This window comes from Catenuloplanes indicus, from assembly GCF_030813715.1.
Taxonomy (GTDB): domain Bacteria; phylum Actinomycetota; class Actinomycetes; order Mycobacteriales; family Micromonosporaceae; genus Catenuloplanes; species Catenuloplanes indicus.
The window spans coordinates 6,502,184-6,525,965 of the sequence record NZ_JAUSUZ010000001.1; the positions used below are offsets into that span (position 1 = coordinate 6,502,184).

23 protein-coding genes are annotated in these 23,782 nt (G+C 72.3%); 12 read left to right on the forward strand and 11 right to left on the reverse strand.

The window, feature by feature from the left end; all coding sequences use genetic code 11:
* Positions 1–45: 45 nt before the first annotated feature.
* Positions 46–1,158, forward strand: a complete 1,113-nt coding sequence (locus J2S42_RS29520; protein WP_307244310.1) for a DMT family transporter — start codon at positions 46–48, stop codon at positions 1,156–1,158.
* Positions 1,159–1,370: 212 nt separating this feature from the next.
* Here the strand turns inward: J2S42_RS29520 and J2S42_RS29525 are convergent, their stop codons facing one another.
* A complete protein-coding gene (locus J2S42_RS29525; protein ID WP_307244312.1) occupies positions 1,371–2,246 on the reverse strand; it encodes a sulfurtransferase in 876 nt (291 codons plus the stop codon).
* A 106-nt stretch (positions 2,247–2,352) separates the two neighbouring features.
* On the opposite strand from J2S42_RS29525, the gene J2S42_RS29530 reads away from it, so the two are divergent.
* Positions 2,353–3,030 carry an iron-dependent transcriptional repressor DtxR gene (locus tag J2S42_RS29530; RefSeq protein WP_307244314.1) on the forward strand — a complete coding sequence of 226 codons (678 nt, stop codon included), beginning with the start codon at positions 2,353–2,355 and terminating at the stop codon, positions 3,028–3,030.
* A gap of 58 nt (positions 3,031–3,088) precedes the next feature.
* Here J2S42_RS29530 and J2S42_RS29535 read toward each other — a convergent pair whose 3' ends face one another.
* The 3 genes from J2S42_RS29535 to J2S42_RS29545 form a co-directional block, all read right to left on the reverse strand.
* Positions 3,089–3,649, reverse strand: coding sequence for a hypothetical protein (locus J2S42_RS29535; RefSeq protein ID WP_307244316.1), 561 nt, complete (start codon positions 3,647–3,649; stop codon positions 3,089–3,091).
* A gap of 77 nt (positions 3,650–3,726) precedes the next feature.
* Positions 3,727–4,911 carry an L-2-hydroxyglutarate dehydrogenase gene (gene lhgD / locus J2S42_RS29540; protein WP_307244317.1) on the reverse strand — a complete coding sequence of 395 codons (1,185 nt, stop codon included), beginning with the start codon at positions 4,909–4,911 and terminating at the stop codon, positions 3,727–3,729.
* A 75-nt stretch (positions 4,912–4,986) separates the two neighbouring features.
* Positions 4,987–6,219, reverse strand: coding sequence for an alpha-amylase family protein (locus J2S42_RS29545; RefSeq protein ID WP_307244319.1), 1,233 nt, complete (start codon positions 6,217–6,219; stop codon positions 4,987–4,989).
* A gap of 69 nt (positions 6,220–6,288) precedes the next feature.
* On the opposite strand from J2S42_RS29545, the gene J2S42_RS29550 reads away from it, so the two are divergent.
* The 4 genes from J2S42_RS29550 to J2S42_RS29565 all read left to right on the forward strand — a co-directional run bounded on the left by J2S42_RS29550 (position 6,289) and on the right by J2S42_RS29565 (position 11,340).
* The gene (locus tag J2S42_RS29550; RefSeq protein WP_307244321.1) at positions 6,289–6,906 is read left to right on the forward strand and encodes a TetR/AcrR family transcriptional regulator; all 618 of its coding nucleotides are present in this window, start codon (positions 6,289–6,291) and stop codon (positions 6,904–6,906) included.
* 56 nt (positions 6,907–6,962) lie between these two features.
* Positions 6,963–8,177, forward strand: a complete 1,215-nt coding sequence (locus J2S42_RS29555) for an acetoin utilization protein AcuC (protein WP_307244323.1) — start codon at positions 6,963–6,965, stop codon at positions 8,175–8,177.
* On the forward strand, positions 8,177–10,804 hold the full coding sequence (locus J2S42_RS29560) for a bifunctional acetate--CoA ligase family protein/GNAT family N-acetyltransferase (protein WP_307244324.1): 2,628 nt from the start codon (positions 8,177–8,179) through the stop codon (positions 10,802–10,804). The genes J2S42_RS29555 and J2S42_RS29560 overlap by 1 nt, the downstream gene beginning before the upstream one ends.
* Before the next feature lie 236 nt (positions 10,805–11,040).
* Positions 11,041–11,340 carry a hypothetical protein gene (locus tag J2S42_RS29565; protein ID WP_307244326.1) on the forward strand — a complete coding sequence of 100 codons (300 nt, stop codon included), beginning with the start codon at positions 11,041–11,043 and terminating at the stop codon, positions 11,338–11,340.
* Positions 11,341–11,717: 377 nt separating this feature from the next.
* Here J2S42_RS29565 and sigB read toward each other — a convergent pair whose 3' ends face one another.
* A complete protein-coding gene (sigB, locus tag J2S42_RS29570; protein ID WP_307244327.1) occupies positions 11,718–12,734 on the reverse strand; it encodes an RNA polymerase sigma factor SigB in 1,017 nt (338 codons plus the stop codon).
* Positions 12,735–12,921: 187 nt separating this feature from the next.
* On the opposite strand from sigB, the gene dtd reads away from it, so the two are divergent.
* Positions 12,922–13,344 (forward strand): D-aminoacyl-tRNA deacylase, encoded by a 423-nt coding sequence (dtd, locus tag J2S42_RS29575; protein ID WP_307244329.1) that lies wholly within the window; start codon positions 12,922–12,924, stop codon positions 13,342–13,344.
* A 5-nt stretch (positions 13,345–13,349) separates the two neighbouring features.
* Here dtd and J2S42_RS29580 read toward each other — a convergent pair whose 3' ends face one another.
* The 3 genes from J2S42_RS29580 to J2S42_RS29590 all read right to left on the reverse strand — a co-directional run bounded on the left by J2S42_RS29580 (position 13,350) and on the right by J2S42_RS29590 (position 16,133).
* Complete coding sequence (locus J2S42_RS29580; protein ID WP_307244331.1) at positions 13,350–14,138, reverse strand: sporulation protein; 789 nt, start codon at positions 14,136–14,138, stop codon at positions 13,350–13,352.
* A gap of 72 nt (positions 14,139–14,210) precedes the next feature.
* The gene (locus J2S42_RS29585; RefSeq protein WP_307249109.1) at positions 14,211–15,662 is read right to left on the reverse strand and encodes a DUF7782 domain-containing protein; all 1,452 of its coding nucleotides are present in this window, start codon (positions 15,660–15,662) and stop codon (positions 14,211–14,213) included.
* A 39-nt stretch (positions 15,663–15,701) separates the two neighbouring features.
* A complete protein-coding gene (locus tag J2S42_RS29590) occupies positions 15,702–16,133 on the reverse strand; it encodes a cupin domain-containing protein (RefSeq protein WP_307244334.1) in 432 nt (143 codons plus the stop codon).
* Between the two features lie 184 nt (positions 16,134–16,317).
* On the opposite strand from J2S42_RS29590, the gene J2S42_RS29595 reads away from it, so the two are divergent.
* Entirely contained in the window at positions 16,318–16,893 is a 576-nt protein-coding gene (locus J2S42_RS29595) for an HhH-GPD-type base excision DNA repair protein (protein WP_307244336.1), read from the forward strand.
* Between the two features lie 93 nt (positions 16,894–16,986).
* Here the strand turns inward: J2S42_RS29595 and J2S42_RS29600 are convergent, their stop codons facing one another.
* The gene (locus J2S42_RS29600) at positions 16,987–17,310 is read right to left on the reverse strand and encodes a hypothetical protein (protein ID WP_307244337.1); all 324 of its coding nucleotides are present in this window, start codon (positions 17,308–17,310) and stop codon (positions 16,987–16,989) included.
* Between the two features lie 302 nt (positions 17,311–17,612).
* On the opposite strand from J2S42_RS29600, the gene J2S42_RS29605 reads away from it, so the two are divergent.
* Positions 17,613–17,957 (forward strand): DUF3099 domain-containing protein, encoded by a 345-nt coding sequence (locus J2S42_RS29605; RefSeq protein WP_307244339.1) that lies wholly within the window; start codon positions 17,613–17,615, stop codon positions 17,955–17,957.
* Positions 17,958–19,049: 1,092 nt separating this feature from the next.
* Here J2S42_RS29605 and J2S42_RS29610 read toward each other — a convergent pair.
* Positions 19,050–19,943 (reverse strand): carbohydrate kinase family protein, encoded by an 894-nt coding sequence (locus J2S42_RS29610; protein ID WP_307249111.1) that lies wholly within the window; start codon positions 19,941–19,943, stop codon positions 19,050–19,052.
* The gene (locus J2S42_RS29615) at positions 19,940–20,860 is read right to left on the reverse strand and encodes a pseudouridine-5'-phosphate glycosidase (RefSeq protein ID WP_307244340.1); all 921 of its coding nucleotides are present in this window, start codon (positions 20,858–20,860) and stop codon (positions 19,940–19,942) included. Before J2S42_RS29615 ends, J2S42_RS29610 begins: the two co-directional genes overlap by 4 nt.
* Before the next feature lie 91 nt (positions 20,861–20,951).
* Here J2S42_RS29615 and J2S42_RS29620 point away from each other — a divergent pair, with 91 nt between their 5' ends.
* The 3 genes from J2S42_RS29620 (at position 20,952) to J2S42_RS29630 (ending at position 23,758) form a co-directional block, all read left to right on the forward strand.
* Complete coding sequence (locus tag J2S42_RS29620) at positions 20,952–21,170, forward strand: DUF3039 domain-containing protein (protein WP_307244342.1); 219 nt, start codon at positions 20,952–20,954, stop codon at positions 21,168–21,170.
* A 101-nt stretch (positions 21,171–21,271) separates the two neighbouring features.
* Positions 21,272–21,892, forward strand: coding sequence for a trimeric intracellular cation channel family protein (locus J2S42_RS29625; RefSeq protein WP_307244343.1), 621 nt, complete (start codon positions 21,272–21,274; stop codon positions 21,890–21,892).
* Positions 21,893–22,030: 138 nt separating this feature from the next.
* On the forward strand, positions 22,031–23,758 hold the full coding sequence (locus J2S42_RS29630) for a DEAD/DEAH box helicase (RefSeq protein ID WP_307244345.1): 1,728 nt from the start codon (positions 22,031–22,033) through the stop codon (positions 23,756–23,758).
* The last annotated feature ends 24 nt before the right edge of the window (positions 23,759–23,782 follow it).

The following is a 23,782-nucleotide window of genomic DNA, read 5'->3' on the forward strand; positions in this document are numbered from 1 at the left end:
CTCACTCCGCAGCCCTGATCCGACCATCCGCAGTGGAGCATCCGCATGTCCATCGATACTTCCGCACCCGCATCCGTCGCCTCCCCGGCCGCGCGCGGCACGAATCCCCTCTGGCGCGGCATGGCGTTGATCGCCCTGGCCGCCGTGGCCTGGGGCACCGGCGGCGCGGTGGCCGCCGTGCTGTACCGCACCGGCGGCCTCGGCCCGATCGCCGTCTCCTACTGGCGTTTCGTGATCGGAGCGCTCGCCCTCGCCGGGTATCTGGCCACACGCACCGCCCGCCACCGGGCGTCGGCACGCCGGGCCTCGGCCCGCGATGAGCACGGCGAGGCCGGCCTCGCCGTCACCGACGGCTACGCGGCCTTCCACGGCGGCGCCGGCCCGGCCGTCGCCGCACATGGCGATGCCCGTAGAGCCGCCGCGCACGGCGATGCCCGTAGAGCCGGCGCCGCGAGCGCACGCCGTCGCCGGTTCCGCCGCCTGCTGATGGCCGTCGCGACCGGCGTCGGGCTCGCCGTCTACCAGTCCGCGTTCTACGTCAGCATCGCCGAGACCGGCCTCGCCGTCGCCACCGTCGTCACGCTCGGCGCCGGTCCGATCCTGATCGCCGTCGGCGCCCGCGTCCTGCTCGCCGAACGCCTCGGCCACGCCGGTGCCGCCGCCATCACGCTCGCGCTCGCCGGCCTGGTCGCGCTGTCCCTGGACAGCGGCGCCACCGGCCCGAACCCGGCCCTCGGCATCACCTGCGCGCTCTTCTCCGCGTTCGGCTACGCCGTGGTCACGCTGATCGGCCGCACCGCCGACGGCGCCGGCGACCCGTTCCGGACCTCGCTGACCGGTTTCCTGGTGGGCGGCGTCGTCCTCACCCCGTTCGCGCTGGCCGAGGGCGTACTGCCGAGCGCTGCCGGTCTGCCGGTGACCATCGGCTGGCTGCTCTACCTGGGGGTGGTCGCGAGCGCGCTCGCCTACGGCCTGTTCTTCGCCGGCCTGGCGCAGGTGAGCGCCACCACCGCGGCCGTCGTCACGCTGCTCGAACCGGTCGCGGCCGCATTGCTCGCGGTCGTGTTCCTCGGTGAGCGCCTCACCCCGGCGGTCCTCACCGGCATGCTCCTGTTGCTCGGCGCGGTCGCCGCCCTCGCCTACCCGGCCCGCCGCTGACCCGCGCCCGCCTCCCGCCCGGCCCGGGGCGGGAGGCGGCCGCGCCAGCCCCCCGTCTGATCACGGCCGGGCTTCGGCGGCGTCAGCTGGCCGCCGGATCCCGGCCGAGAGGCGGCCACGTCGGCCGCCGCCCGGCGAGGTGGGAGTCAGCCTCGTCGACCGGGCGCCGATGGAGCCGGCCGGCGGTCTCGTTCACCCATCACGAGTCGCGCCTACTCCTGCCCGGGCGCCTTCGCCGCTCCGGCGTCGCCCAGCGCCCGTGGCCGCGACGCGTCCGTGATCCACTCGCTCCACGAGCCGACGTACAGCGCCGCGTCCTTCCGTCCGGCCAGATGCAGGGCCAGCACCGTGTGTGCGCCGGTCACCCCGCTCCCGCAGTACGCGCCGACCAGCTCGGCCTCCGGCGTCACGCCGGCCGCGGCGAAGCGATCGCGCAACTGGCCCGCCGCCAGGAAGCGGCCGTCCGGCCCGGTGTTCCCCGCGGTCGGCACGTTGACCGCGCCCGGGATGTGCCCCGGAGCCGCGTCCACCGGCTCGACCTCACCGCGGTAGCGTTCCGGTGCCCGCGCGTCGATCAGCACGCCACCGGCCGCGACGGTCGCGGCACCGGCCGCGTCCAGCACCGGCAGGCCGCCGGTCCGGACCGTGAAGTCGCCCACGTCGGTTCCCGGCACCTCGGACGTGATCTCGAATCCGCCGGACCGCCAGGCCCGGAACCCGCCGTCCAGCACCCGTACGTGCGGGTGCCCGGCCCAGCGCAGCGTCCACCAGGTGCGCGCCGCGGCCCACTGGTCGCCGTCGTCGTAGACGACGACCGGACGGGACGCGGACACCCCGGCTGCGCGCAGCGCGTCCTGCAGCACGGTGGGGTCGGGCAGCGGATGCCGGCCGTGCTCGCCGGGCGGGCCGCTGAGCGAGGCGTCCAGGTCGACGAAGACGGCGCCGGGCAGGTGGCCGGCCAGGTAGTCGTCGCGGCCGGGCGGGCCGGTGAGCCGCCAGCGCACGTCGAGCAGCGTCGGGGCCGCTCCGGAGCGCAGGAGCGCGGCGAGCGCTGAGGCATCGATGAGAAGTTCGTCCGGTAGGGTCACAAGTCCCTAGTCAACACCACCCTTCGGCACTTGCCCTTACCATTCTGCGGCCAAGTCTGGTGCCGGGTTCGCAAGGTAGAATCGCCATCCAGGGAGGGCTGCCGTCGTGAACGACCTAGTCGACACCACCGAAATGTATTTGAAGACCATCCTCGAGCTCGAGGAGGAGGGCGTGCCCGCGCTTCGCGCGCGAATCGCGGAGCGTCTGCGCCAGAGCGGCCCCACCGTGAGTCAGACCGTCGCCCGCATGGAGCGGGACGGACTGCTGCGGGTCGAGAACGATCGTCATCTGCACCTGACCGAGGCGGGGCGTCAGCACGCGGTCTCCGTCATGCGCAAGCACCGCCTTGCCGAGCTGCTGCTGGTCAACGTCATCGGCATGCCCTACGAGGAGGCCCATGAGGAGGCCTGCCGCTGGGAGCACGTGATGAGTGACGCGGTGGAGAAGCGGGTCTTCGAGCTGCTGAACCGGCCTAGCCGCTCGCCGTACGGCAATCCGATCCCGGGCCTGGAGGCGCTGGGTGACGACCCGTCGACGGAGGAGCGGCCGGGGGAGCGCAACCTCGCGTTCCCCGGCCTGTCCGGCAGCGTCGTGGTGTCCCGCATCTGCGAGAGCGTCCAGACGAATGCGGATGTGCTGCGTCAACTGCACGCCGCGGGCGTCGATCCGGGCGCGACCGTGACGGTGGCGCAGGATCGGGACGCGGTGACGATCGACCGCTCCGGCGACAAGATCAAGCTTCCTCGTGAGGTCGCGTCGCGGGTTTTCGTGGCCGCGGCATAAGCGACAGACACAAAACCCCCGGCCGTACGGCCGGGGGTTTTTCGTGGGAAAGCGACAATCAGGCCGAGACCAGCGTCGCGTCCAGGTCTTTCGCCATGTCGACCAGGATCGGCGCGATATCCGTCGCCGCGGCTTTCTGCTGATCCTTGGCGAACGTGTATCGCAACATCAGAATGCGACCGTTCGACGACAGCCAGCCGATCTCCGCGGACGGCCCGTGCTCCTTTGTCGAGTCGGAGACGATCTGATAGGCGGCTTTTCCGAGTCCCTTGACCGCTTCCGCGCCGTCCGGTTTCACGTCCGACGCGAAGATAGCCGGATCGGCCGACGTCTCACTGACCGCCAGGCTCAGATCCGGCCACGGCGCGTCGCCCTGCTGCAGCACGCAGGTGATCGTCTCCTTCTGCTCCCCGGCCGCGGAGACGTTGAACTCCACGTCCAGGAAGTCGTGCACCACGCCGAAGTTCAGCAGCTCACAGGCGCCGCCGGCGATCTCGGCCTGGGCGTCGTCGACCCGCGCCTTGACGGGCGGGCCGGAGCTCTCCGGTGTCTCACCGTTGTTGCAGCCGGTGACGGCCAGCATCAGGCCCAGCGTCACCGCCATCAGCCGGTTACGCACGTCCACTCCTCGAATTCACGGTCCGACGCCGGAAACCGTACGGGGTGAGCGCCCCGGGCGAAAGCCCCGCCACTCCGCTAATTCGGCGAAATCGCTCCGAGCTGCGCGACGATGTGTTTTGCGATCTCCAGGGAGCTGGTCGCGGCCGGTGACGGAGCGTTCAGCACGTGCACCTGTCCGTCGCGAGACTCGATCAGGAAGTCGTCGACCAGCTCGCCGGACGGCAGGATCGCCTGCGCCCGCACGCCGGCCTCGGCCGGCACCAGGTCCGCCTCGGTGATCTCCGGAACCAGCCGGGCCAGGCTGCGTGCGAACAGCGGCCGGGACAGCGATCGCCGCACCTCGGTCAGCCCGTACCCGAGATGCCGCCGGGCCAGCCGCCACATCCCCGGGAACGCGGCCACCTCGGCCAGGTCGCGCGCGCTGAACCGGCGCCACGAGTAGCCCTCGCGCGCGGTGGCGAGCACCGCGTTCGGCCCCGCGTGCACGCTTCCGTCGATCATGCGGGTGAGGTGCACGCCGAGGAACGGGAACCGCGGGTCCGGCACCGGGTAGATCAGGCCGTTGACCAGGTGCCGCCGGTCCTCGCGCAGCTCGTAGTACTCGCCCCGGAACGGCACGATACGCGCGCCCGGCCGGATCCCGGCGAGCCGGGCGATCCGGTCCGACTGCAGCCCCGCGCAGTTGATGACGAAGTCCGCCGGGATGTCCCCGGTGCTGGTCTCGACGACGCCGTGCCGGAACCCGGTGACCGCGGCACCGAGCCGGATCCGCCCGCCGCCGTCCGCGATCAGCCGCGCGAGCACCTCGCACACCGCGGTGTAGTCCACGATCCCGGTCGACGCCACGTGCATCGCGGCCAGCGCGGACACGTGCGGCTCGTACTCCGACGCCTCCGCGGGCGACAGCATCCGCACCGGCAGCCCGTTCGCGGTGGCGCGCTCGAACAGCGCGGTCAGCCGGGGTAGCTCGTCCGCGGCGGTGGCGACGATCAGCTTGCCGCACGTCTCCACCGGGATGCCGTGCTCCCGCGCGAACGCCACCATCGACGCGCTGCCGGCCCGGCTCAGCGTGGCCTTCAGGCTGCCCGGCTTGTAGTACACGCCCGCGTGGATCACGCCGGAGTTGTGCCCGGTCTGGTGTGCCGCGACGCACGGCTCCTTGTCCACCACGGTCACCCGCGCGCCGGGGCGGTCGAGCGTCAGCCGATGCGCGGTCGCGAGCCCCACGATGCCCGCCCCGATCACCACGTACCGCGCCATACCGAGATCCCCCCGACGTCCCCGACCGGCGAGGCTACCCGCGACGAACCGTTCTGAACAGGCAAAAGATCAAAATCAAGATCTTTCAACGGTACGGGTGACCACGCGCCACGCCTGTGCTCCGAGACCGTACGGGCCGCGGTCGCGGTCCGGCGTGGGGGAGGACTCGGCCACCACGACCCCCGGTTCCACGGCCGGGAACTGGTACGGCGCGTCGTCGAGGTTGAGCAACGTCACCACGACCTGGCCCTCGTGCTCGGCCCGCAGCGCCAGCTGCCGGTTGGTCACGTGCGCCACCGTCGTCTCCGCCCGCGCCAGCCACGGGAAGCGCCGCCGCAGCCCGATCAGCCGCTGGTGCGTCCGCAACACCTCCGCCCCGAACGGCGCCAGCTCCGCCGGGGAACCCGGGAACGCGGGCCGCACCGCGTCGTCCCCGCCGGCCCGGTCCTCCTTGACCCCGCGGAACGCCTGCTCGTCCCCGTAGTACACGCTCGGCACCCCGGCCACCGTGAACAGCACGGCCAGCGCGTGCCCGAGGTGCGCCGGGTTCGTCAGGCGGGACGCGATCCGGGTCACGTCGTGGTTGCCGACGAACGTGAGCGTGTCCGGCGAGTGCCGGTCCAGCGCCCAGGACAGCTCGAACAGGTTCCGGTCGTTGAGCGAGCTCCAGATCGCCTTCCACAGCTCGTACTGGGTGACCGCGTCCAGCCCGGCACGCTCCCGGTAGTCCAGCCCGTGGATCACCTCGCCGACGATCCACGCCTCCGGGTGCCGCTCACGCACGGCGGGCAGCACCGCGCGCCAGAAGTCCGGCGGCACCGCGTACGCCGCGTCCAGCCGCCACCCGTCCGCGCCGCGGTCCAGCCAGTGGTTCATCACGGTGATGACGTGCTCGCGTACCGCCTCGGACCGGTGGTCCAGCACGACCAGCGCGTCATGGCCCTCGAACGTCGCCGAGCCGAACCAGGCGGCCGGCCGGAACGCGCGCCCCACGTGGTTGAAGACACCGTCCAGCAGCAGCCGGATCCCGCGCTCCCGGCAGGCCGCGATCAGATGGTCGAAATCGGAATCGTCGCCCAGGCGAGGATCGATCGCGAAATGATCGACGGTGTCGTACCCGTGCGTGGAGGAGGCGAAGACCGGCCCCAGCTGCAGCCCGTTGCAGCCCAGCTCGATGAGGTAGTCGAGCCAGCCCTCGAGGTGCTTCAGCCGGTGCACCACCGGCTCGCCCGGCTCGGCCGCGGGCGGTGCGCCGGTGAAGCCCAGTGGGTAGACGTGCCAGAAAATCGCGTGCTCGGCCCAGCTCATGCGGTGGCCCCCTCGGCAATGTGAGCGACTTTACTGAGCCTAGCTCACTAAAGCGGTAGAGTGGGCCGCATGACCCGCACCGATCGACGCCCCCGGCAGCGGCTCGGCGAGGCGGCCCGCCGCGAGGCGATCCTCACCGCGGCCGGCCAGGCCTTCGCCGGCCACCCGTACGACGAGGTCGCCGTGGCTCGCGTCGCCGAGGCAGCCGGTGCCTCCGAGGCGCTCGTGCACCGCTACTTCGGCAGCAAGAGCGGTCTGTACCTGGCGGTCGTACGGCAGTCGGTCCGCCTGCTGCTGGACCGGCAGCGCGTCGCGGATGCCGCGCTCCCCGCGGACGCCACGCCGCGCGACCGGCTCGCCGAGAGCGTCCGCGTCTACCTGGACACGGTGGCGGTCTGGGCGGTCGGCTGGCTGGCGCCGCTGCAGTCCCCCGGCGGCGAACCCCCGGCCGCGGCGGAGCTGCGCACCGAGAGCCGGGCCTACTACGTGCGCCTGATGCGCGCCATGCTGGAGACCGAGGACCCCGCGCTCGACTACGCGCTGCACGGCTACCTGGGCTTCCTGGACGCGGCCTGCCTGGCCTGGGCCGGTCAGGACTATCCGGAGACGGCCCGGCCCGCGATCACCGCGCAGGCGCTGGGCGCGCTCGACGGCGCGCTCCGCGCGGCCGGTCACCGCGGCCTATAGACAGAAGTCTCACAGCTGGTCCGCTGAGTCGCCGATCCGCGTGGGACGATGGCCGCATGGAGAGCCCGACATCAGGTTCAGCCGGCACGGTCGTCGTCTGGGACGAGTCCCTCCTGCAGTACGACCTCGGCGACCACCCGCTCAACCCGGTCCGCGTGGAACTCACCATGGCCCTCGCCCGCGAGCTCGGCCTGCTGCGCCGCCCCGGCGTGCGCGTGATCGCGCCGTCGATCGCGGAGGACGCGCTGATCGAGCGCGTCCACACGCGAGACTACGTGCAGGCGGTCCGCACCGCCCCCGACGACCCCTTCTTCTCCGGGTACGGGCTGAACAGCCCGGACAATCCGGTCTTCGCGAACATGCACGAGGCCAGCGCGCGCATCGCCGGTGCCACCGTCGCCGCGGCCGAGGCGATCTGGAAGGGCGAGGCCGTCCGGGCGCTCAACGTGGCCGGTGGCCTGCACCACGCGATGCCGGGCCGGGCCGCCGGCTTCTGCGTCTACAACGACCCGGCCATCGCGATCGCCCGCCTGCTCGACCTGGGCGCGGAGCGGGTGGCCTACGTGGACGTGGACGTGCACCACGGCGACGGCGTGCAGGCCGCGTTCTACGACGACCCGCGGGTGCTCACGATCAGCCTGCACGAGACGCCGCTCGCGCTGTTCCCGAACACCGGCTTCCCGGACGAGACCGGCGTGCCCGGCGCGGAGGGCTACGCGGTCAACGTCGCGCTGCCGCCCGGTACCACCGACCCCGGCTGGCAGCGCGCGTTCCACGCGGTGGTGCCCGGCCTGCTGCGCGCGTTCCGGCCGCAGATCCTGGTCACCCAGTGCGGCGCGGACGCGCACCGGCTCGACCCGCTGGCCGACCTGCGCCTCTCGGTGGACGGGCAGCGCGCCACCTACCTGGCGTTCCGCGCGCTCGCCGACGAGCTGTGCGAAGGCCGCTGGCTGGCCACCGGCGGCGGTGGGTACGCGCTGGTCGAGGTGGTCCCGCGCGCCTGGACGCACCTGCTGGCGATCGCCACCGGCGAACCGCTCGACCCGGCCACGCCCACGCCGCCGGACTGGCGCGCGTTCGCGGCGCAGCGCATCGCGCAGGGGCACCTGGGTCAGGCCGAGATCCCGGAGCGGATGACGGACGACGTCGACCCGAGCCACACACCGTGGGAGCCGGAGGGTGAGCCGGACGCGGTGGACCGGGCCGTGATGGCCACCCGCCGCGCCGTCTTCCCGCTGCACGGCCTGGACCCGCACGACCCGAGGGACTGATGACCGAGACGGTTTCCCGGACCGACCGGGACGCGGACGTGCTCCTCAGCGACGGCACCACGGCGCACCTGCGGCAGATCCGGCCGGAGGACGCGCCCGCGATCGTCGCCATGCACTCGCGGTTCTCCGAGCGCACCCGCTACCTGCGCTACTTCAGTCCGTACCCGCGGATCCCGGAGCGCGACCTGCGCCGTTTCGTCACCGTCGACCACCGCGACCGTGAGGCGCTGGTGCTGACCAGCGGCGGCGAGATCTTCGCGGTCGGCCGGTACGAGCGGCTCGGCACGGACTCGCCGGAGGCCGAGGTCGCGTTCGTGGTGGAGGACGCGCACCAGGGCCGCGGCATCGGGTCCGTGCTGTTGGAGCACCTGGCCGCGGCCGCCCGGCAGGAGGGCATCACCCGGTTCGTGGCCGAGGTGCTGCCGTCGAACGGCACGATGCTGCGCGTCTTCGCGGACGCCGGTTACTCGATCGCGCGCAAGTACGAGGACGGCGTCGTTCACCTGACGTTCCCGATCGCACCCACCGAACTGTCCCGCGAGGTGCAGGAACGCCGCGAGCACCGCACCGAGGCCCGCTCGATCGGGCCGCTGCTCGCGCCGCGCGCGGTCGCGGTCTACGGCGCCAGCGCGAGTGGCCAGGGCATCGGCGCGGCGCTGCTGGCCCACCTCCGCGACGGGGGCTACGCCGGTCCGGTGCTGCCGATCCACCCGTCCGCGGCGCGGGTGGCCGGCCTGCCCGCGCTGCGCAGCGCGGTGGACGCCGGCCTCGAGATCGACCTGGCGCTGGTCGCGGTGCCGCCCGGCGCGGTCCGCGCGGTGGTGGCGGACGCGGCCCGGGCCGGCGTGCGCGGCCTGGTCGTGGTCTCGGCCGGCTTCGCGGAGACCGGGCCGGAGGGCGCGGCCGCCGAGCGCGAGCTGCTGCGCGCGGCGCGGGACGCCGGCCTGCGCCTGATCGGACCGAACTGCCTCGGCATCGCGAACACGTCGTCCGACGTCCGGCTGAACGCCACGCTCGCACCGCGGCTGCCGGTCGCCGGCCGGGTCGGCTTCTTCAGCCAGTCCGGCGCGCTCGGCGTGGCGCTGTTGGATGCGGCGGACCGGCGCGGGCTGGGCCTGTCCAGCTTCGTCTCGGCCGGCAACCGCGCCGACGTCTCCGGCAACGACCTGTTGCAGTACTGGCAGGACGACCCGGCCACCGACGTCATCCTGCTCTACCTGGAGACGTTCGGTAACCCGCGCAAGTTCGCCCGGCTGGCCCGCCGGATCGGCCGCACCAAGCCGGTGGTCGCGGTCGCGTCCGCGGCCCGCCCGGCCGCGCCGGACGTGCCCGGCCTGGACCCGGCCGCGGTCACCGCGCTGTTCGCCCGGTCCGGCGTGATCCGGGTGGACACGGTCGCGGAGATGTTCGACGTGGGCATGCTGCTCGCGCACCAGCCGCTCCCGGCCGGCCGGCGGATCGGTGTGGTCGGCAACTCGTCCGCGCTGACCACGCTCGCGGCCACGGCCGTGCACGTGTCCGGCCTGACGCTGGCCGAGAGCTACCCGCACGACGTGCCACCGGCCGCGAGCGCACACGACTTCGCGGACGCGCTCGCCGACGCGGCCACCGACGAGCGGGTGGACGCGCTGGTCGCGGTGTTCGCGCCGCCGCTACCCGGCCAGCACGCGGACGAGGACGCGGACTTCGCGTCCGCGGTGGCGAGTGTGGCGCTGGCCGGGGAGAAGCCCACGGTCGCGATGTTCCTGGCCGGCACGCTCCCGGACCGCATCCCGTCCTACCCGTCCGTGGAGGAGGCGGTGCGCGCGCTGGCTCGCGTCGTCATCTACGCCGACTGGCTCCGCCGTCCACCCGGCACCGTCCCCGACCTCCCCGGTATCGACCCGCTCAAAGCCAAGAACCTGATCCGGGGGTACGGCCGGAAGCCGCGCGATCCGGCGCTGCCGGGTGCGGAGCCGGGCGATCCGGGACCGGGCGTGCCGGAGCTGCTGGCGGCCTACGGCATCCCGGTGGTGCCGTCGGACACCGTGCAGTCCGCCGCGGACGCGGTGGTGGCCGCCGGCCGGCACGGCTATCCGGTCGCGCTGAAGGCGGCCGGTGGGGGACTGCGGCACCGGATCGACCTGGGCGCGGTCCGGCTCGACCTGGGCTCCGCGGCCGACGTGGAGCGCGCCTACCGGGAGCTGTCCCCGTTCGGCACCGGCGTGATCGTCCAGCCGATGGTGGCGCCCGGCGTCGCGTGCGTGGTCGAGATGGTGGAGGACCCGCAGTTCGGCCCGATCGTCGGCTTCGGGCTCGGCGGCGTCGCGATGGAGCTGGTCGGTGACCGGGCCTGGCGTGCCGCGCCGCTCACCGATCTGGACGCGGCCGCGCTGGTCGACGAGCCGCGCGGCGCACCGCTGCTGCGCGGCTTCCGGGGGGCCGCGCCGGTCGACCGGGCGGCGCTGGCCGAGCTGCTGGTCCGGGTGGGCCGGCTGGTCGACGAGCACCCGGAGATCCGCTCGCTGTCGCTCAACCCGGTGCTCGCCCGGCCGGACGGCTTCGCCGTGCTGCACGGATCGGTACAGGTCGGCGACCCGGGTGAGCGCGGCGACCCGGGCCCGCGACGGCTGCGCGGCGGCGCGTGACCCGGACGCGTGAGTGCAACCTGCAACTTCCATGCCGTCTGTGCACTTGGCGCTCAAAGTCGCATTGATCGACTCTTGGTGACCACTTGTTTACGCGGAAGAGTCAGTCAATAGTGGACGGAGAGATCTCCGCCGTACCGTGACGAACGGCCGATGCCGGCAATCCCGGCCGTGACCGCTCCCTCCCCTCACGGACGACATCGTTATGTGCATCGGCCTGCCCGAAGGACGACGCAATGATCGACCATGATGTCCGGATCGAGTTCGACCTGCGCCTCCCGGCCCCCGACCACCCGCTCGGCACGGGCGACATCCTCCGGATCAAGCCTGCGGACTACTGCTACGGCAACGGTCCGCTCACGCTGCGCATCACCCGGCTGGGTGCCGACCCCGCGGAGTTCCCGGCGCTCGAATGGCTCGGCCTCACCGGCATCGAGGTCGACCCGTCCGGCGCCGAGGGCGAGCTCCGCCACGTCCTGGTCCGCGCCGAGTTGATCCGCGGCGTCCGCGTCCCCGGCCCGGCCCCCGCCGGTTGACCTCGCACTCCCCGCATCCGCGGCCCTGGGCGTTCGCATCCCCCCGCGATCCCGCCCGGAACGCCGCACCCGGTGCCGGCCGCCGGTCCGATCACTCCCCCCGATCGGTCCGGCGGCCGGCGCACTTCCCCCCAGCTCTGCCGCGCCCCCGGCCGGTCCGGCACCCCCATGCCGGACCCGCACTCGCAGAGACGTCTGGATCATGTAGTTGGGTTCGCGCGGTTCTCGGTGACCCCACGAGGGCGGCAGGGAGCCCGGCTGCCTCCCCGGCCCCCCTGACCGGAGTGAACGCTCTGCCTCTGCGGCCGGCCGGTGCTCGCGGGAGCACGCCCGACGCGCCCCGGAAGCGGGCGAACGACCCTGTTCTTGATCTTGGGTCAGCGTGACAACGCGTAGGCCTCGAGGCGATTCGCTCGGCTCGGGTCGCGCAGCTTCAGCAGCGTGACCTTCTCGATCTGGCGAATGCGCTCGCGGGAGAGGCCGAACTCGCGGCCGACCTCGTCCAGCGTGCGCTGCCGGCCGTCGTCCAGGCCGAAGCGCAGGCGGATCACGGCCTGCTCGCGCTGGGAGAGCGAGGAGAGCACGATCTCGACCTCGTTGCGCAGCTCGCCGGGCGTGGTGCTCTCGCCGGGCTGGACGCTGTCCGCGGCCACGAAGTCGCCGAGCGCGCTCTCGCCGTCCTCGCCGACCGCCTGGTCCAGGCTGACCGGCTCGCGATCGTACGAGATCAGCTCGATGACCTGGAACTCCTCCACGCCCATCGCGGTGGCGATCTCCGCTACCGAGGGCTCGCGCCCCAGCGACACGGACAGCTCACGGCGGGCTCGGACCATGCGGTTGACCTGCTCGACCATGTGCACCGGGATGCGGATGGTGCGGGCCTGGTCGGCCATGGCGCGGGTGATGGCCTGGCGGATCCACCAGGTGGCGTACGTGGAGAACTTGTAGCCCTTGGTGTAGTCGAATTTCTCGACCGCGCGGATGAGGCCGAGGTTGCCCTCCTGGATCAGGTCCAGGAACGCCATGCCGCGACCGGTGTAGCGCTTCGCGATGCTGACGACCAAGCGGAGGTTCGCCTCCAGCAGGTGGTCCTTGGCCTTGCGGCCCTCCGCCACGATGATGGTCAGCTCGTCGCTGTGCGTGGTGGTGAGCAGCTCCTCCGCGTACAGGCCGGCCTCGATGCGCTTGGCGAGCTCGACCTCCTGCACGGCCGTGAGCAGCTTCGTGCGGCCGATTCCGTTCAGGTACGCCCGCACCAGGTCGGCCGAGACACCTCGCTCGTCCGTGGCGTCCAGGTCGGCAACCGTCTCCAGGGCGTCGTCCACCGCCGGAGTGTTCCCACCGGCCGCGACGGCCGGGCTGGTCACGTTCTCCATCACCATCTGCAGGACCACCTTGAGTCCCCTCCCCGCTTCCAACAAGTGGCGCGTTACCAACACGTCGTGCCGGTGAGAGACAGCTTTCTCCAAACCCCGTTAAGCGGAGGTAAGGCGAACCCCTTGTGGCACTAATCCGGGAGATGTTCTCTGCGTTCGCCGTAGATGAGGAGTCCTCAGTCGGCTTTATGGCAGGGTGGCGGCCATGCGAGCGGTGATTCAAACGGTGAGTAGGGCAAGTGTGACCGTGGGTGGGGAGGTGGTCGGGTCCATCGGGGAGGGCCTGCTGGTGCTGCTGGGCGTGACGCACACGGACACGCCGGCCCTCGCGGAGACGATGGCCCGGAAGATCCACGAGCTGCGGCTGCTGCCGGGGGAGCGGTCCGCGGCCGACCTCGGCGCCGGAATCCTGGTGGTCAGTCAGTTCACGCTCTACGGCGACGCCCGCAAGGGACGGCGGCCGACCTGGTCGGCAGCGGCTCCGGCCGAGGTCGCGGAGCCGCTGTTCACCGCCGTCGTCGATGCGCTGCGTGACCGTGGGGCCAAGGTGGAGACCGGCCGGTTCCGCACCCACATGCTGGTGGAGAGCGTCAACGCCGGTCCGAACACCCTGATCCTGGACCTCTGAACGATCTAGAAGAACAGGCCGCGGCGCTGGGCGGACTGGCGTAGCCAGTTGTCCAGCTGCGCGACCCAGTTGGTCTGGTCCGCGGTGGCCCAGTCGACCGTGAACCGGCCGAACGCGTCGTGACCCTCGGTGAAGAGCCCGCCCCGCTTGTCGATCTCCAGAACGACCTGCAGGTGGCGGGCGGTCGCCACGAACGTCAGCTCCAGCTGGTTGATGCCGGACGCGTACTGCGGCGGCGGGTAGAACTCGATCTCCTGGTAGAACGGCAGCGTCTGCTCGACGCCGTAGATCCGGCCGCGCTCCACGTCGGCCCGGGTGAACCGGAAGCCGAGCTGCTGCAGCGCGTCCAGGATGCGCTCCTGGGCCGGCAGCGGGAAGATCGCCACCTGGTCCAGGTCGCCCTTGTCGACCGCCCGCGCCACCTCCAGTTCGGTGCGCAGGCCCATGGTCATGCCGTGCAGGTACTGGTTGTAGACGTGGGTGATCGGCGTCTCCCACGGCACGTCGAAGCGGAACGGGATGTCGTGGCGCTGCCCGGGCTCCAGGCGGAACGCGCCGGTCAGCCGCGACCGGTGGAACTCCTGCGTGGTGTCGTACTCACTGTCGCCGCTCTCCACCTCCACGCGGGTGACCAGGCCGAGGGAGACGTACTCGATGTCGGTGGCGTGATCGCCGCCGGTGATGTGGACCTGGCCCTCCAGGTAACCACCGGGGCGGGCGTTCGGGTTGGCGAGGACCGTCTCCACCGACGGGCCGCCTACGCCAAGGGCCTGCATGAACCGCTTGAAGACCACGACGTCCTCCGTAGGATCTCTGTCTGGGGCTCAGTCAGGGACAGTATCCGCCGGTCGCAACGTCTTCGCTCGTTACTGCTCCGGCGTGACCAGGCCGCGCTCGACCAGGTGACCGATCAGCGGCAGCGCGGCATCGACGAGGTCCTCTTCCGGGGTGTCGTGCGCCATCGCCAGCACGGACAGTTGCTCGCGCAGCGGCACCCGGCCGTCCGCGCCGCTCACCAGTGCCAGCACCAGCGGATCGACCTCCTCGGACCAGCGCAGCCCGTGTGCCATCCGCAGCACCTGGCGGTCCACCAGCCAGCCCTCGTCGCCCATGGTCGCCTCCTGCAGCAGCGCGACGCCGTCCGCGAGCCGGTACCGGGTGGCGAGCAGCCCGGCGCGGTCCCGCGCACGCAGCCAGTCGTGCCGGGCGAACCAGTCCCGGACCTGTTCGCCGAGCGTGCCCTCGACCTGCTGGCGAAGGTCCTCGACGCGGACCACCGGGTCGGCCGCGCCGGTGTGCCGCAGGCTGATCAGGCCGAAGCCGATCGCCTCGATCCGGTGCGCGTCGAACCAGTCCAGCCACGCGGCCTTCCGGTGCGGGTCGCCGCCGTCGGACGCGTCCGCCAGCCACAGGTCGACGTATGACATCGGGTCCGCGACCTCGCGCTGGATCACCCACGCGTCCAGCCCGGTCCCGGCCACCCAGCCGGCGACCCGGTCCTCCCACTCCTCGCCGGCCACGTGCACCCAGTTCGCCAGGAACTGCATGGTGCCGCCCTCGTTCAGCAGGCTCGGCGCCGTCCTGGTGAGTTCCTCGCAGATCCCGTCGCCGGGCCGGCCGGAGTCGCGATACGTGTGCGTCGCCACGCCCGGCCCGACCACGAACGGCGGGTTGCTGACCACGAGGTCGAATTGCCGGCCGCGTACCGGCTCGGCCATGTCGCCGCGGAGCAGCTCCCAGTCCTGACCGTTCAGCGCGGCCGTGGTCGCGGCGAAGCGCAGCGCCCGCTCGCTCAGGTCGGTCGCGGTGACGTGCTGCGCGTGCTCGTGCAGGTGCAGCGCCTGCACGCCGCAGCCGGTGCCGAGGTCCAGCGCGGTGCCGACCCGGCGTCGCATGGTCGCGGCGGCCAGCGTGGTCGACGCGCCACCGACGCCCAGCACGTGATCCGCCGGGAGCGGACGGCCCGGGCGGGCCGGGACGTCCGACACGACCCAGTAGTCGTCGCCGTACGGTTCCAGGTCCACGCCCTGGCGGAGCCCGTCGCCGTGCTTCTCGACGATGCCGGCCTCGAGCGCCTCCGCCAGCGGCAGCGCCGCGGCGACGTGCTTCTCCGGCTCGGTCTGGCCGCAGACGAACAGCCGGATCAGCGTGGCGAGCGGGTCACGCTCCCCGGTCACCCGCAGCGCGGCCCGGAAGTCGTTGCGCCCGACCGCCGCGGTCGCGTCCGGCCCGAGCCGGTCCGCGATGCCCTTGGCCGTGTAGCCGGTGCGCGTGAGCGCCTCGCGCAGCCGCTGGACGCCGTCGTCGGAGAGGAGCATGTCGGTCACGCGCCCATTGTTCCCTATGGGAGTTCTGCGCTACGCGAGGCGCCAGTCCTCGTACTCGAAGCCGGGCGCCACGATGCAGGTCACCAGCGCCGGCTCGTGCCCCGCCGGTGCCGCGGCCTGCCAGGTTCCCGCCGGGACCAGCCCCTGGGGCCGCTGCCCAGCGCCGAGATCGGCGCCCAGCACCAGCGACCGCACGAACTCGCTCGGCCGCTCGCCGTCGCCACCCATCCGCAGCGTCATCGGCCCGCCCGAGTGCCACAGCCACAGTTCGTCCGACCGCACCCGGTGCCAGCGCGCCTCCTCGCCGGGATGCAGAAGGAAGTAGATCGCAGTCGCGGCCGCCCGCACCCCCGGATATCCCTCCGGCGTGAACGCGTGCCCGCTCCGCCACGTCTGCCGGAACCAGCCACCCTCCGGATGCGGCGACAGATCCAGCTCCGCCACGATCGACGACCTGCTCATGCCGCCATTCTCCACCGCCGCCCGGCCCCCGGCACGCCAGATCCCCCGGATCCTCGGCGCGGTGGTACGGAGCGTCGCTTCCATCGGCCCGCGGTGATCCGGCCGCGTACGAACGGGCCGGCCGATTCGGTGGTGACCGCGGCCCTCGCGTACGGCAGCGGCCGCGGGATAGCAAGATGACGGTATGACGTTCTCGCTGCCCATCGACGCCGAGGCCAACGCGCTGCTGGACCGTGACCCGCTGGCCGTGGTGATCGGCCTGACGCTCGACCAGCAGATCACCATGGAGAAGGCGTTCACCTCGCCGTGGGTGCTGGCGCAGCGGCTCGGGCACGAGCCGACCGCGGCCGAACTGGCCGGCTTCGACCCGGACGCGCTGATCGCGATCTTCGCGGAGCCGCCGGCGCTGCACCGGTTCCCGAAGGCGATGGCCGCGCGCGTACAGGAGGTGTGCCAGGCGCTGGTCGACGACTACGACGGGGAGGCGGCCAACCTCTGGACGGGCGTGGCGACCGGCGCGGAGCTGTTCGCGCGCATCGTGGCGCTGCCCGGTTTCGGCAAGCAGAAGGCGCAGATCCTGGTCGCGCTGCTCGGCAAGCAGCTCGGCGTGCAGCCGCCCGGCTGGCGCGAGGCGGCCGGCGGCTACGGCGAGGCGAATTCGTTCAGATCCGTCGCCGACATCGTCGACGACGAGTCCCTGGTCAAGGTCCGCGAGTACAAGAAGCAGGCGAAGGCCGCGGCCAAGGCCGCCAAGGCCTGATCACCCGCCGGCGCGTACCCGGGCCGAGGGCCCGGCACTGGACGTGCCGGGCCCTCGGTGGGGGATGCATCGATCACTCAGGGGATCGAGTGGTCAGTGCTTCTTGACCTTGAAGTTCTTGAACAGCAGCTTGTTGAGGATGGTGCTGCTGGACGACGGCGAGCACTCCGAGATCTGGTTGTTCTCGATGATCTGCGTGAGCACGTTGACGTTGATCCCGCACAGGCCGGCCGCGACCGGGATCTGCACGTTCTGCAGCAGCGTGACCTCATTGCCGTTCAGGATGTTGACGCCGGTGATGTCGACCAGCGCCGGGCTGGTCGAACCGCCGGCCATGGCGGGGGAGGCCATGGAGAAGCCACCGAACGTGGCCACACCGGCCAGCGCGACGCCGGCGACGATCTTCTTGATCTGCATCTGAATGCTCCTATATATGTGTTAACGACCATTCTTCCGGCCGTGACCAATTTGTACCGACAGCCCGGCAAGATCAGAACTGCAAAACGCGCATAAATCGGGTAAGTCGGTTTTTGGACAGGGAAGCGGAGATTCACTCGCGAAAATGTCATGAAAGCGCGGAGTGTCGAAGAAACTTTCAGCCGCCCGTGCCGCGGCCCCGATGTAGCGCAGATCGCGCGCGACCCGGCCGGTGCCGCGGTGCGGAAAGTGCGAGGATGGACCATCGGGGGCACGAACGCCCCCGGGAATGAGGATTTTCGGTGAGACGCCAGGAGCGCGGGCCCAGCCTGATCACCGACGCGCCGCGCAGCCCACAGGAGGAGTTCCGCAGCCGCCAGATCCGATACGTCGTGATGATGCTGATCCGCACCCTCTGCCTGATCGCCGGCGCCGTCCTGATCAGCCTCGACGTACCCCTGCTCTGGCTCTGGCTCTCGCTCTGCGCCGCCGGCATGGTCATCCTGCCCTGGCTCGCCGTCATCCTCGCCAACGACGGCCCGCCCAAGGACCGTCACCGCATGCGCCGTCCCACCCACCGCATCGACCCCGGCCCGTCCGCGCTCCCGGCCCAGCCGGCCGCCCCCACGATCGACCACGAGCCCTAAAGCCTTCCCAGGCGGATATTCCCGCTTCCGGCGTGGCCCGCCCCGCATGCTCCCGCGGGCCAACCGCGCGGTGGCCTCCGACTCCGCTGGCAGCTCCGCTCCGCCCACCGCGGCGGAGCCGGTCCCGCCGCCGGTCACCGCGCCCCGCATGCCCCGCCGTCGGCGATCTCCCGGCCGCGCCGGCAGTCCCCGCGCAACCGCCGCGACGTCACGGGTGACGCGGAGCAAGCCTCGGCCCCACCGCAGGGTGGCCGGTCCCGCCGCTGGCCATCCAGATCCTGCGACGCGCACCGCCGGTCGCTTTCCGGCCACGTCGGCGGCCACCCGCTCTGAATGATCGGCCCACCATCGCGGCCTCACCCGCGGCAAGCAGAGCAAGGCCGCGATTGACCTGCGTAAACAGAGCAAGGCTGTGGCCGGGCTGCGCGGTCAGCAGAGCAACACTGCGGCCGGGCTAGGGGGGTGAGCAGAGCCGGGCTGCGGAGGTAAGCAGAGCAGGGTCCCGGCTGAGCTGCCGGGTGAGCAGAGCGAAGCTTCGGCCGCGTTGCCGCGCGAGCTGCGCGAACGTGAGCCGGCGGCCGGGGTGAAACAGAGCGGAGCCTTTGCCGCGCTGCCGGGTGCCCGATCCCGGCGCTGGTGACCGAAACCGCGTACCCGCGCCCGCCGGTCACCTCCGCCGGATGGGGACGCTGCCCGGCCGGACGCGGTGGCACGCCCACCCGCCGATCATCCCCGGCCACGTCGGCGGCCGCTCCGCGATCACCGGTTCGAGTGCGCGGTACTCAGCCGGTGCGGCGTCTCCTCCTGGGCGGGCGGCACTCGGCCGGTTTGGGGTCACGTTCGAGCGAACGGCATTCAGCCGGTGCGGCGTCCCGGGTGGTAGCGCAGAGATCCGGCTAAAGCGGCCGGGAGGAATCGGGCGAGGCTCCGGCCGCATTGCCGCGTGACCGGCGCACGAGGTGGGTCCCGCCGCCGAGGTAAGCAGAGCAAAGCTGCTGCCACAGCGCCGGGAGAAGCGAAGAAAAGGCGCAAATACGACTAAACAGGGCGCAGGCGCGGCCGCCGGGCGGGATGACGTGCGGCGGTTCGGGGTCAGGAAGCCGGGGGACGGGCGCCGATCGTGGTGACGGCGCGGGCGCCGAGGGTGTGGGCGGCGGTGAGCGCGTCCAGCGGGGTGGCGCCGTGGACCAGGGCAGCGAGCAGGCCGGCGGCGAACGCGTCGCCGGCGCCGGTGGCGTCGACCGGTGTGACCGAGGTGGCCAGCGACGGTGGCAGCTCGGTCATCGCTCCGTCCGCGGTGGCCCACACCGCGCCGGCCGCGCCGCGCTTGACCACGGCGGCGCCACCGGTGGCGGCCGCGAGTGTGCGGGCCTGTTCCCCGGGGCTGCCGGGGCCGGCCAGCACGTGTGCCTCGTCCGCGTTGGCGAGCAGCAGGTCGCAGCCGCGTACCCAGGAGAGGAAGGTTTTCGCACCCACCTGCCGCAGCGGCTCCGCGGAGGCCGCGTCGATGCTGGTCGCGACGTCCTGGCGGAGGGCGTGCCGGGCGGCCGGGCGGGTGGCCTCGTCGAGGAGTGCGTAACCGGACAGGTGCAGACGTGTCACGTCGGGCGTGCGGGCCGCGTCCACGTCCGACGGGCGCAGCAGCAGGTTCGCGCCCCGGTCGGTGATCATCGAGCGTTCGCCGCCGGTGCTGAGCACGATGATCGTGCCGGTGACCGCGTCGGTGGCGCGGCGGACCGCGGTGGTCACGCCGGCGGCGGACAGCTCGGCCAGCCGTGCGTCGCCGGCCGGATCGTAACCGGCCACGCCGGCCAGCGTGACGGGCACGCCGGCGGCGGCGAGCCAGGCAGCGGTGTTCGCGGCCTGGCCGCCTCCGGCGACGCGGATCGCCGCCGGAGTGTCCGAGCCGGGGGCGAGCGCGCCGCCGAGTACGGCCACGACGTCGGTGATCACGTCGCCGACGACCAGGACGCGAGCCACGGTCAGGACCGCGCGGCGGACGCGACCGCGATCTGCCCGGCCAGCGTGGCGTTGCGCAGGATGATCCGGACGTTGGTGGCCAGGCTGGCGCCCTCGGTCGCGGAGTGGAAGTAGGAGAGCAGGAACGGCGTCACGGCCTTGCCGGTGACCTTGTCCCGTTCCAGGAGTGCGAGGCCGTCCGCCAGCGTGCGGTCGTGCAGCGCGGTGTCCAGCTGCTCGTCGGCCGGCAGCGGGTTCGCGACCACGGTGGCGCCCTGGGTCGCGCCGAGCGCGGACTGCGCCGCGACCATCTCGGCGATCTGCTCCGGCGAGTCGACGGCCCAGTCCAGCTCGTACCCGCTGTCGGTGATGAAGAACCCGGGGAACCGGCGGGTGCGGTAGCCGACGACGGTGACGCCGAGCGTCTCCATCCGCTCCAGCGTGGCCGGGACGTCGAGGATGGACTTCACGCCCGCGCAGACCACCACGATCGGCGTCCGGGCCAGCGTGGTCAGGTCCGCGGACTCGTCGAACGTGATGTTCGCCTCGCGGTGCACGCCGCCGAGCCCGCCGGTGGCGAACACGCCGATGCCGGCCGCGGCCGCGACCGCGCTGGTCGCCGCGACCGTGGTGGCGCCGTCCGCGCGCCGGGCCGCCGCAACCGCGAGGTCGCGGACCGAGAGCTTGGCCACACCCTCGGCGCCGGCCAGGTGGCTGACCTGGGCGTCGTCCAGGCCGACGACGAGTTCGCCGCCGATCATGCCGATCGTCGCGGGCACCGCGCCGGTGGCCCGGACCGCGTCCTCGATCTCGCGGGCTACCCGGATGTTGTCCGGATGCGGCAGCCCGTGCGAGATGATCGTGCTCTCCAGGGCCACCACCGGGCGGCCGTCGCGGAGCGCGTCCGCCACCTCGGCGCCGTAGCGGAGTGATGAGTTTTTCACGATCACCACGGTACGGACCTGCGGTTGCGCGGAGTCCGGTGGACCGGTATCGAGTGAGCTGTCAAACTGGGACCTTTGGAGGTGTGAGGTTATGACGACCCAAATCCTTGAACGCCCAGAGGTCAAGGAGTCCGATACCGGACCGGAGATGTTCCACTACGTCCGGAAAGAGAAGATTGCGGAGAGTGCCGTGATGGGTACCTTCGTGATCGCGCTGTGCGGGGAGAAGTTCCCGGTCACCAAGGCGCCCAAGCCGGGCTCGCCGGTGTGTCCCGCGTGCAAAGAGATCTACGACTCGCTGCAGGACTGATCAACGTCCACCTGACCGCGCCGGCTCGTCGGGGGACGGGACGTGTCTGTGACCGGCGCGGTTATTCGGTGCGCCCCGCGGAGTTGATCTAACCTGCGGCGGTGAGCACCCCCAGCGCCCTTCTGATCGCCGACCTGACCGGCGTGGCCGTGTTCGCCGCGTCGGGTGCCTCGGCCGCGATCGTCAAGCGCCTCGACCTCTTCGGCGTCATCTTCGTCGGCTTCGTGGCCGCGCTCGGCGGCGGCATCGTGCGCGACGTGGTGATCGGCGCCGTCCCGCCGCTCGCGTTCGCGGACTGGCGATACGCGATCACCGCGGCCGTCGCCTCCGGCGCGACGTTCTGGCTGCACCCGCAGTTCTCCCGGCTGCGCTGGACCGTGCTGCTGCTGGACGCGGCCGGCCTCGCACTGATCACGGTCACCGGCACGCTCAAGGCGCTGGACGCCGGGCTCCCCGCGGTCGGCGCCTGTCTGGCCGGCATGATCACCGGCATCGGCGGCGGCGTCGGGCGCGATCTGCTGCTCGGCGAGATCCCGGTGGTGCTGCGCCGCGAGATCTACGCCGTGGCCTCACTGGGCGGTGCGGTGCTGGTCGCCGTGCTCGTCCGGTTCGGCATCCACGACGGTCTCGCGCTGGTCGCGCCCGCGGTGCTCATCTTCGGCATCCGCATCGTCGCGCTGCTGCGGTCCTGGTCGGCCCCGGTCCCGCCGGAGACCGCGTGACGGCATGCGGTGATGTGTCTCCTTCCGGCCATCCCGGCGGTCGGCACGCCGCTATGCTGGATCGGGCCTCCGCGCCGGTACGTATTGACGCGGAGGACTTTTTGTGTAGTCGAATCGTCACGGAGGGGGAGCGAGCGGTTGAGTCCGACTGCGCCGGTGCTGGAGACGTTCCCCCCGCTGCGAGCCTGGCAGCGCAAGGCGCTCGTCAAGTACCTCCGGCAGGGCTCCGAGGACTTCCTCGCGGTCGCGACGCCGGGCGCCGGCAAGACCACGTTCGCGCTGCGCATCGCGGCTGAGCTGCTGGTCGACGGCACGGTCGACGCGGTTACCGTGGTCGCCCCGACCGAGCACCTGAAGACGCAGTGGGCGCAGGCCGCCGGCCGGGTCGGCATCCACCTGGACGCCGCGTTCCGCAACGCCGACCTGCACTCGGCCGCCGACTTCCACGGTGCCGTGGTGACCTACGCGCAGGTCGGCATGGCCCCGCACGTGCACCGCCGGCGCACCATGACCCGGCGCACGCTGGTCATCCTGGACGAGATCCACCACGCCGGCGACTCGCGTACCTGGGGTGACGGCGTGAAGGCCGCGTTCGAGCCTGCGGTCCGCCGCCTGGCGCTCACCGGTACGCCGTTCCGCTCGGACGAGAACCCGATCCCGTTCGTGGTCTACGAGCGCAACGACGCCGGGCTGCAGCAGTCCCGGTCCGACGCCGCCTACGGCTACTCGGACGCGCTGCGCGACGGCGTGGTCCGGCCGGTCATCTTCCTCGCCTACTCCGGCGAGACCCGGTGGCGGACGAACGCGGGCGACGAGCTGGCCGCGCGCCTCGGCGAGCCGATGACGCAGGACCTGGTCGCGCAGGCCTGGCGCACCGCGCTGGACCCGGCCGGTGACTGGATGCCGGCCGTGCTGCGCGCCGCGGACAACCGGCTCTCGGTGATCCGCAAGCACGGCATCACGGACGCGGGCGGCCTGGTCATCGCGAGCGACCAGCAGACCGCCCGGTCGTACGCGAAGGTGCTGGAGAAGATCACCGGCGAGCGTGCCGTGGTGGTCCTCTCCGACGACCCGGACTCCTCGAAGCGGATCGCCACGTTCTCCGCCGGTGACCAGCGCTGGATGGTCGCGGTGCGGATGGTGTCCGAGGGCGTCGACATCCCGCGCCTCTCCGTCGGTGTCTACGCGACCAGCGCGTCCACGCCGCTCTACTTCGCGCAGGCGATCGGCCGTTTCGTGCGCGCCCGGAAGCAGGGCGAGACCGCGAGCGTGTTCCTGCCGAGTGTCCCGCACCTGCTCGGGCTGGCCAGTGAGATGGAGGTCCAGCGCGACCACGTGCTCGGCGCGCCCAAGGACAAGGACGGGCTCGACGACGAGCTGCTGGAGCGGGCGAACAAGAAGGAGGACGCGTCCGGCGAGCTGGAGAAGCGGTTCCAGGCGCTGTCCGCCTCGGCCGAGCTGGACCAGGTCATCTACGACGGCGCCTCGTTCGGCACCGGTGCCCAGGCCGGTACGCCCGAGGAGGAGGAGTACCTCGGCCTGCCCGGTCTGCTCAGCCCGGAGCAGGTCACCACGCTGCTGAACAAGCGTCAGGCCGAGCAGCTCGCCGCGCAGAAGCGCCGCAAGGCCGCGCAGAAGGACGACGAGCCCAAGGTGCCGGCCCAGGCCGCGCCGCTGACCGCGGGCGAACGCCGGGTGACGCTGCGCCGGAAGCTCAACACGCTGGTCGCGGCGCACCACCACCGCACCGGCCTGCCCCACGGCAAGATCCACGCTGAGCTCCGCCGGCTCTGCGGCGGCCCGCCCAGCGCCCAGGCGACGATCGAGCAGCTCGAAGAGCGCATCGCCACCATCCAGTCGTTCTGACCACGGCCATGGCCGGCGCGTCGT

Coding starts and splice junctions, on each gene's coding strand:
- J2S42_RS29520 (WP_307244310.1), top strand. CDS start 46: ATGTCCATCGATACTTCCGCACCCGCATCCGTCGCCTCCCCGGCCGCG.
- lhgD (WP_307244317.1), bottom strand. CDS start 4,911: ATGGCGCGGTACGTGGTGATCGGGGCGGGCATCGTGGGGCTCGCGACC.
- J2S42_RS29545 (WP_307244319.1), bottom strand. CDS start 6,219: ATGAGCTGGGCCGAGCACGCGATTTTCTGGCACGTCTACCCACTGGGC.
- J2S42_RS29550 (WP_307244321.1), top strand. CDS start 6,289: ATGACCCGCACCGATCGACGCCCCCGGCAGCGGCTCGGCGAGGCGGCC.
- J2S42_RS29555 (WP_307244323.1), top strand. CDS start 6,963: ATGGAGAGCCCGACATCAGGTTCAGCCGGCACGGTCGTCGTCTGGGAC.
- J2S42_RS29560 (WP_307244324.1), top strand. CDS start 8,177: ATGACCGAGACGGTTTCCCGGACCGACCGGGACGCGGACGTGCTCCTC.
- J2S42_RS29565 (WP_307244326.1), top strand. CDS start 11,041: ATGATCGACCATGATGTCCGGATCGAGTTCGACCTGCGCCTCCCGGCC.
- dtd (WP_307244329.1), top strand. CDS start 12,922: ATGCGAGCGGTGATTCAAACGGTGAGTAGGGCAAGTGTGACCGTGGGT.
- J2S42_RS29585 (WP_307249109.1), bottom strand. CDS start 15,662: ATGCTCCTCTCCGACGACGGCGTCCAGCGGCTGCGCGAGGCGCTCACG.
- J2S42_RS29590 (WP_307244334.1), bottom strand. CDS start 16,133: ATGAGCAGGTCGTCGATCGTGGCGGAGCTGGATCTGTCGCCGCATCCG.
- J2S42_RS29595 (WP_307244336.1), top strand. CDS start 16,318: ATGACGTTCTCGCTGCCCATCGACGCCGAGGCCAACGCGCTGCTGGAC.
- J2S42_RS29600 (WP_307244337.1), bottom strand. CDS start 17,310: ATGCAGATCAAGAAGATCGTCGCCGGCGTCGCGCTGGCCGGTGTGGCC.
- J2S42_RS29620 (WP_307244342.1), top strand. CDS start 20,952: ATGACGACCCAAATCCTTGAACGCCCAGAGGTCAAGGAGTCCGATACC.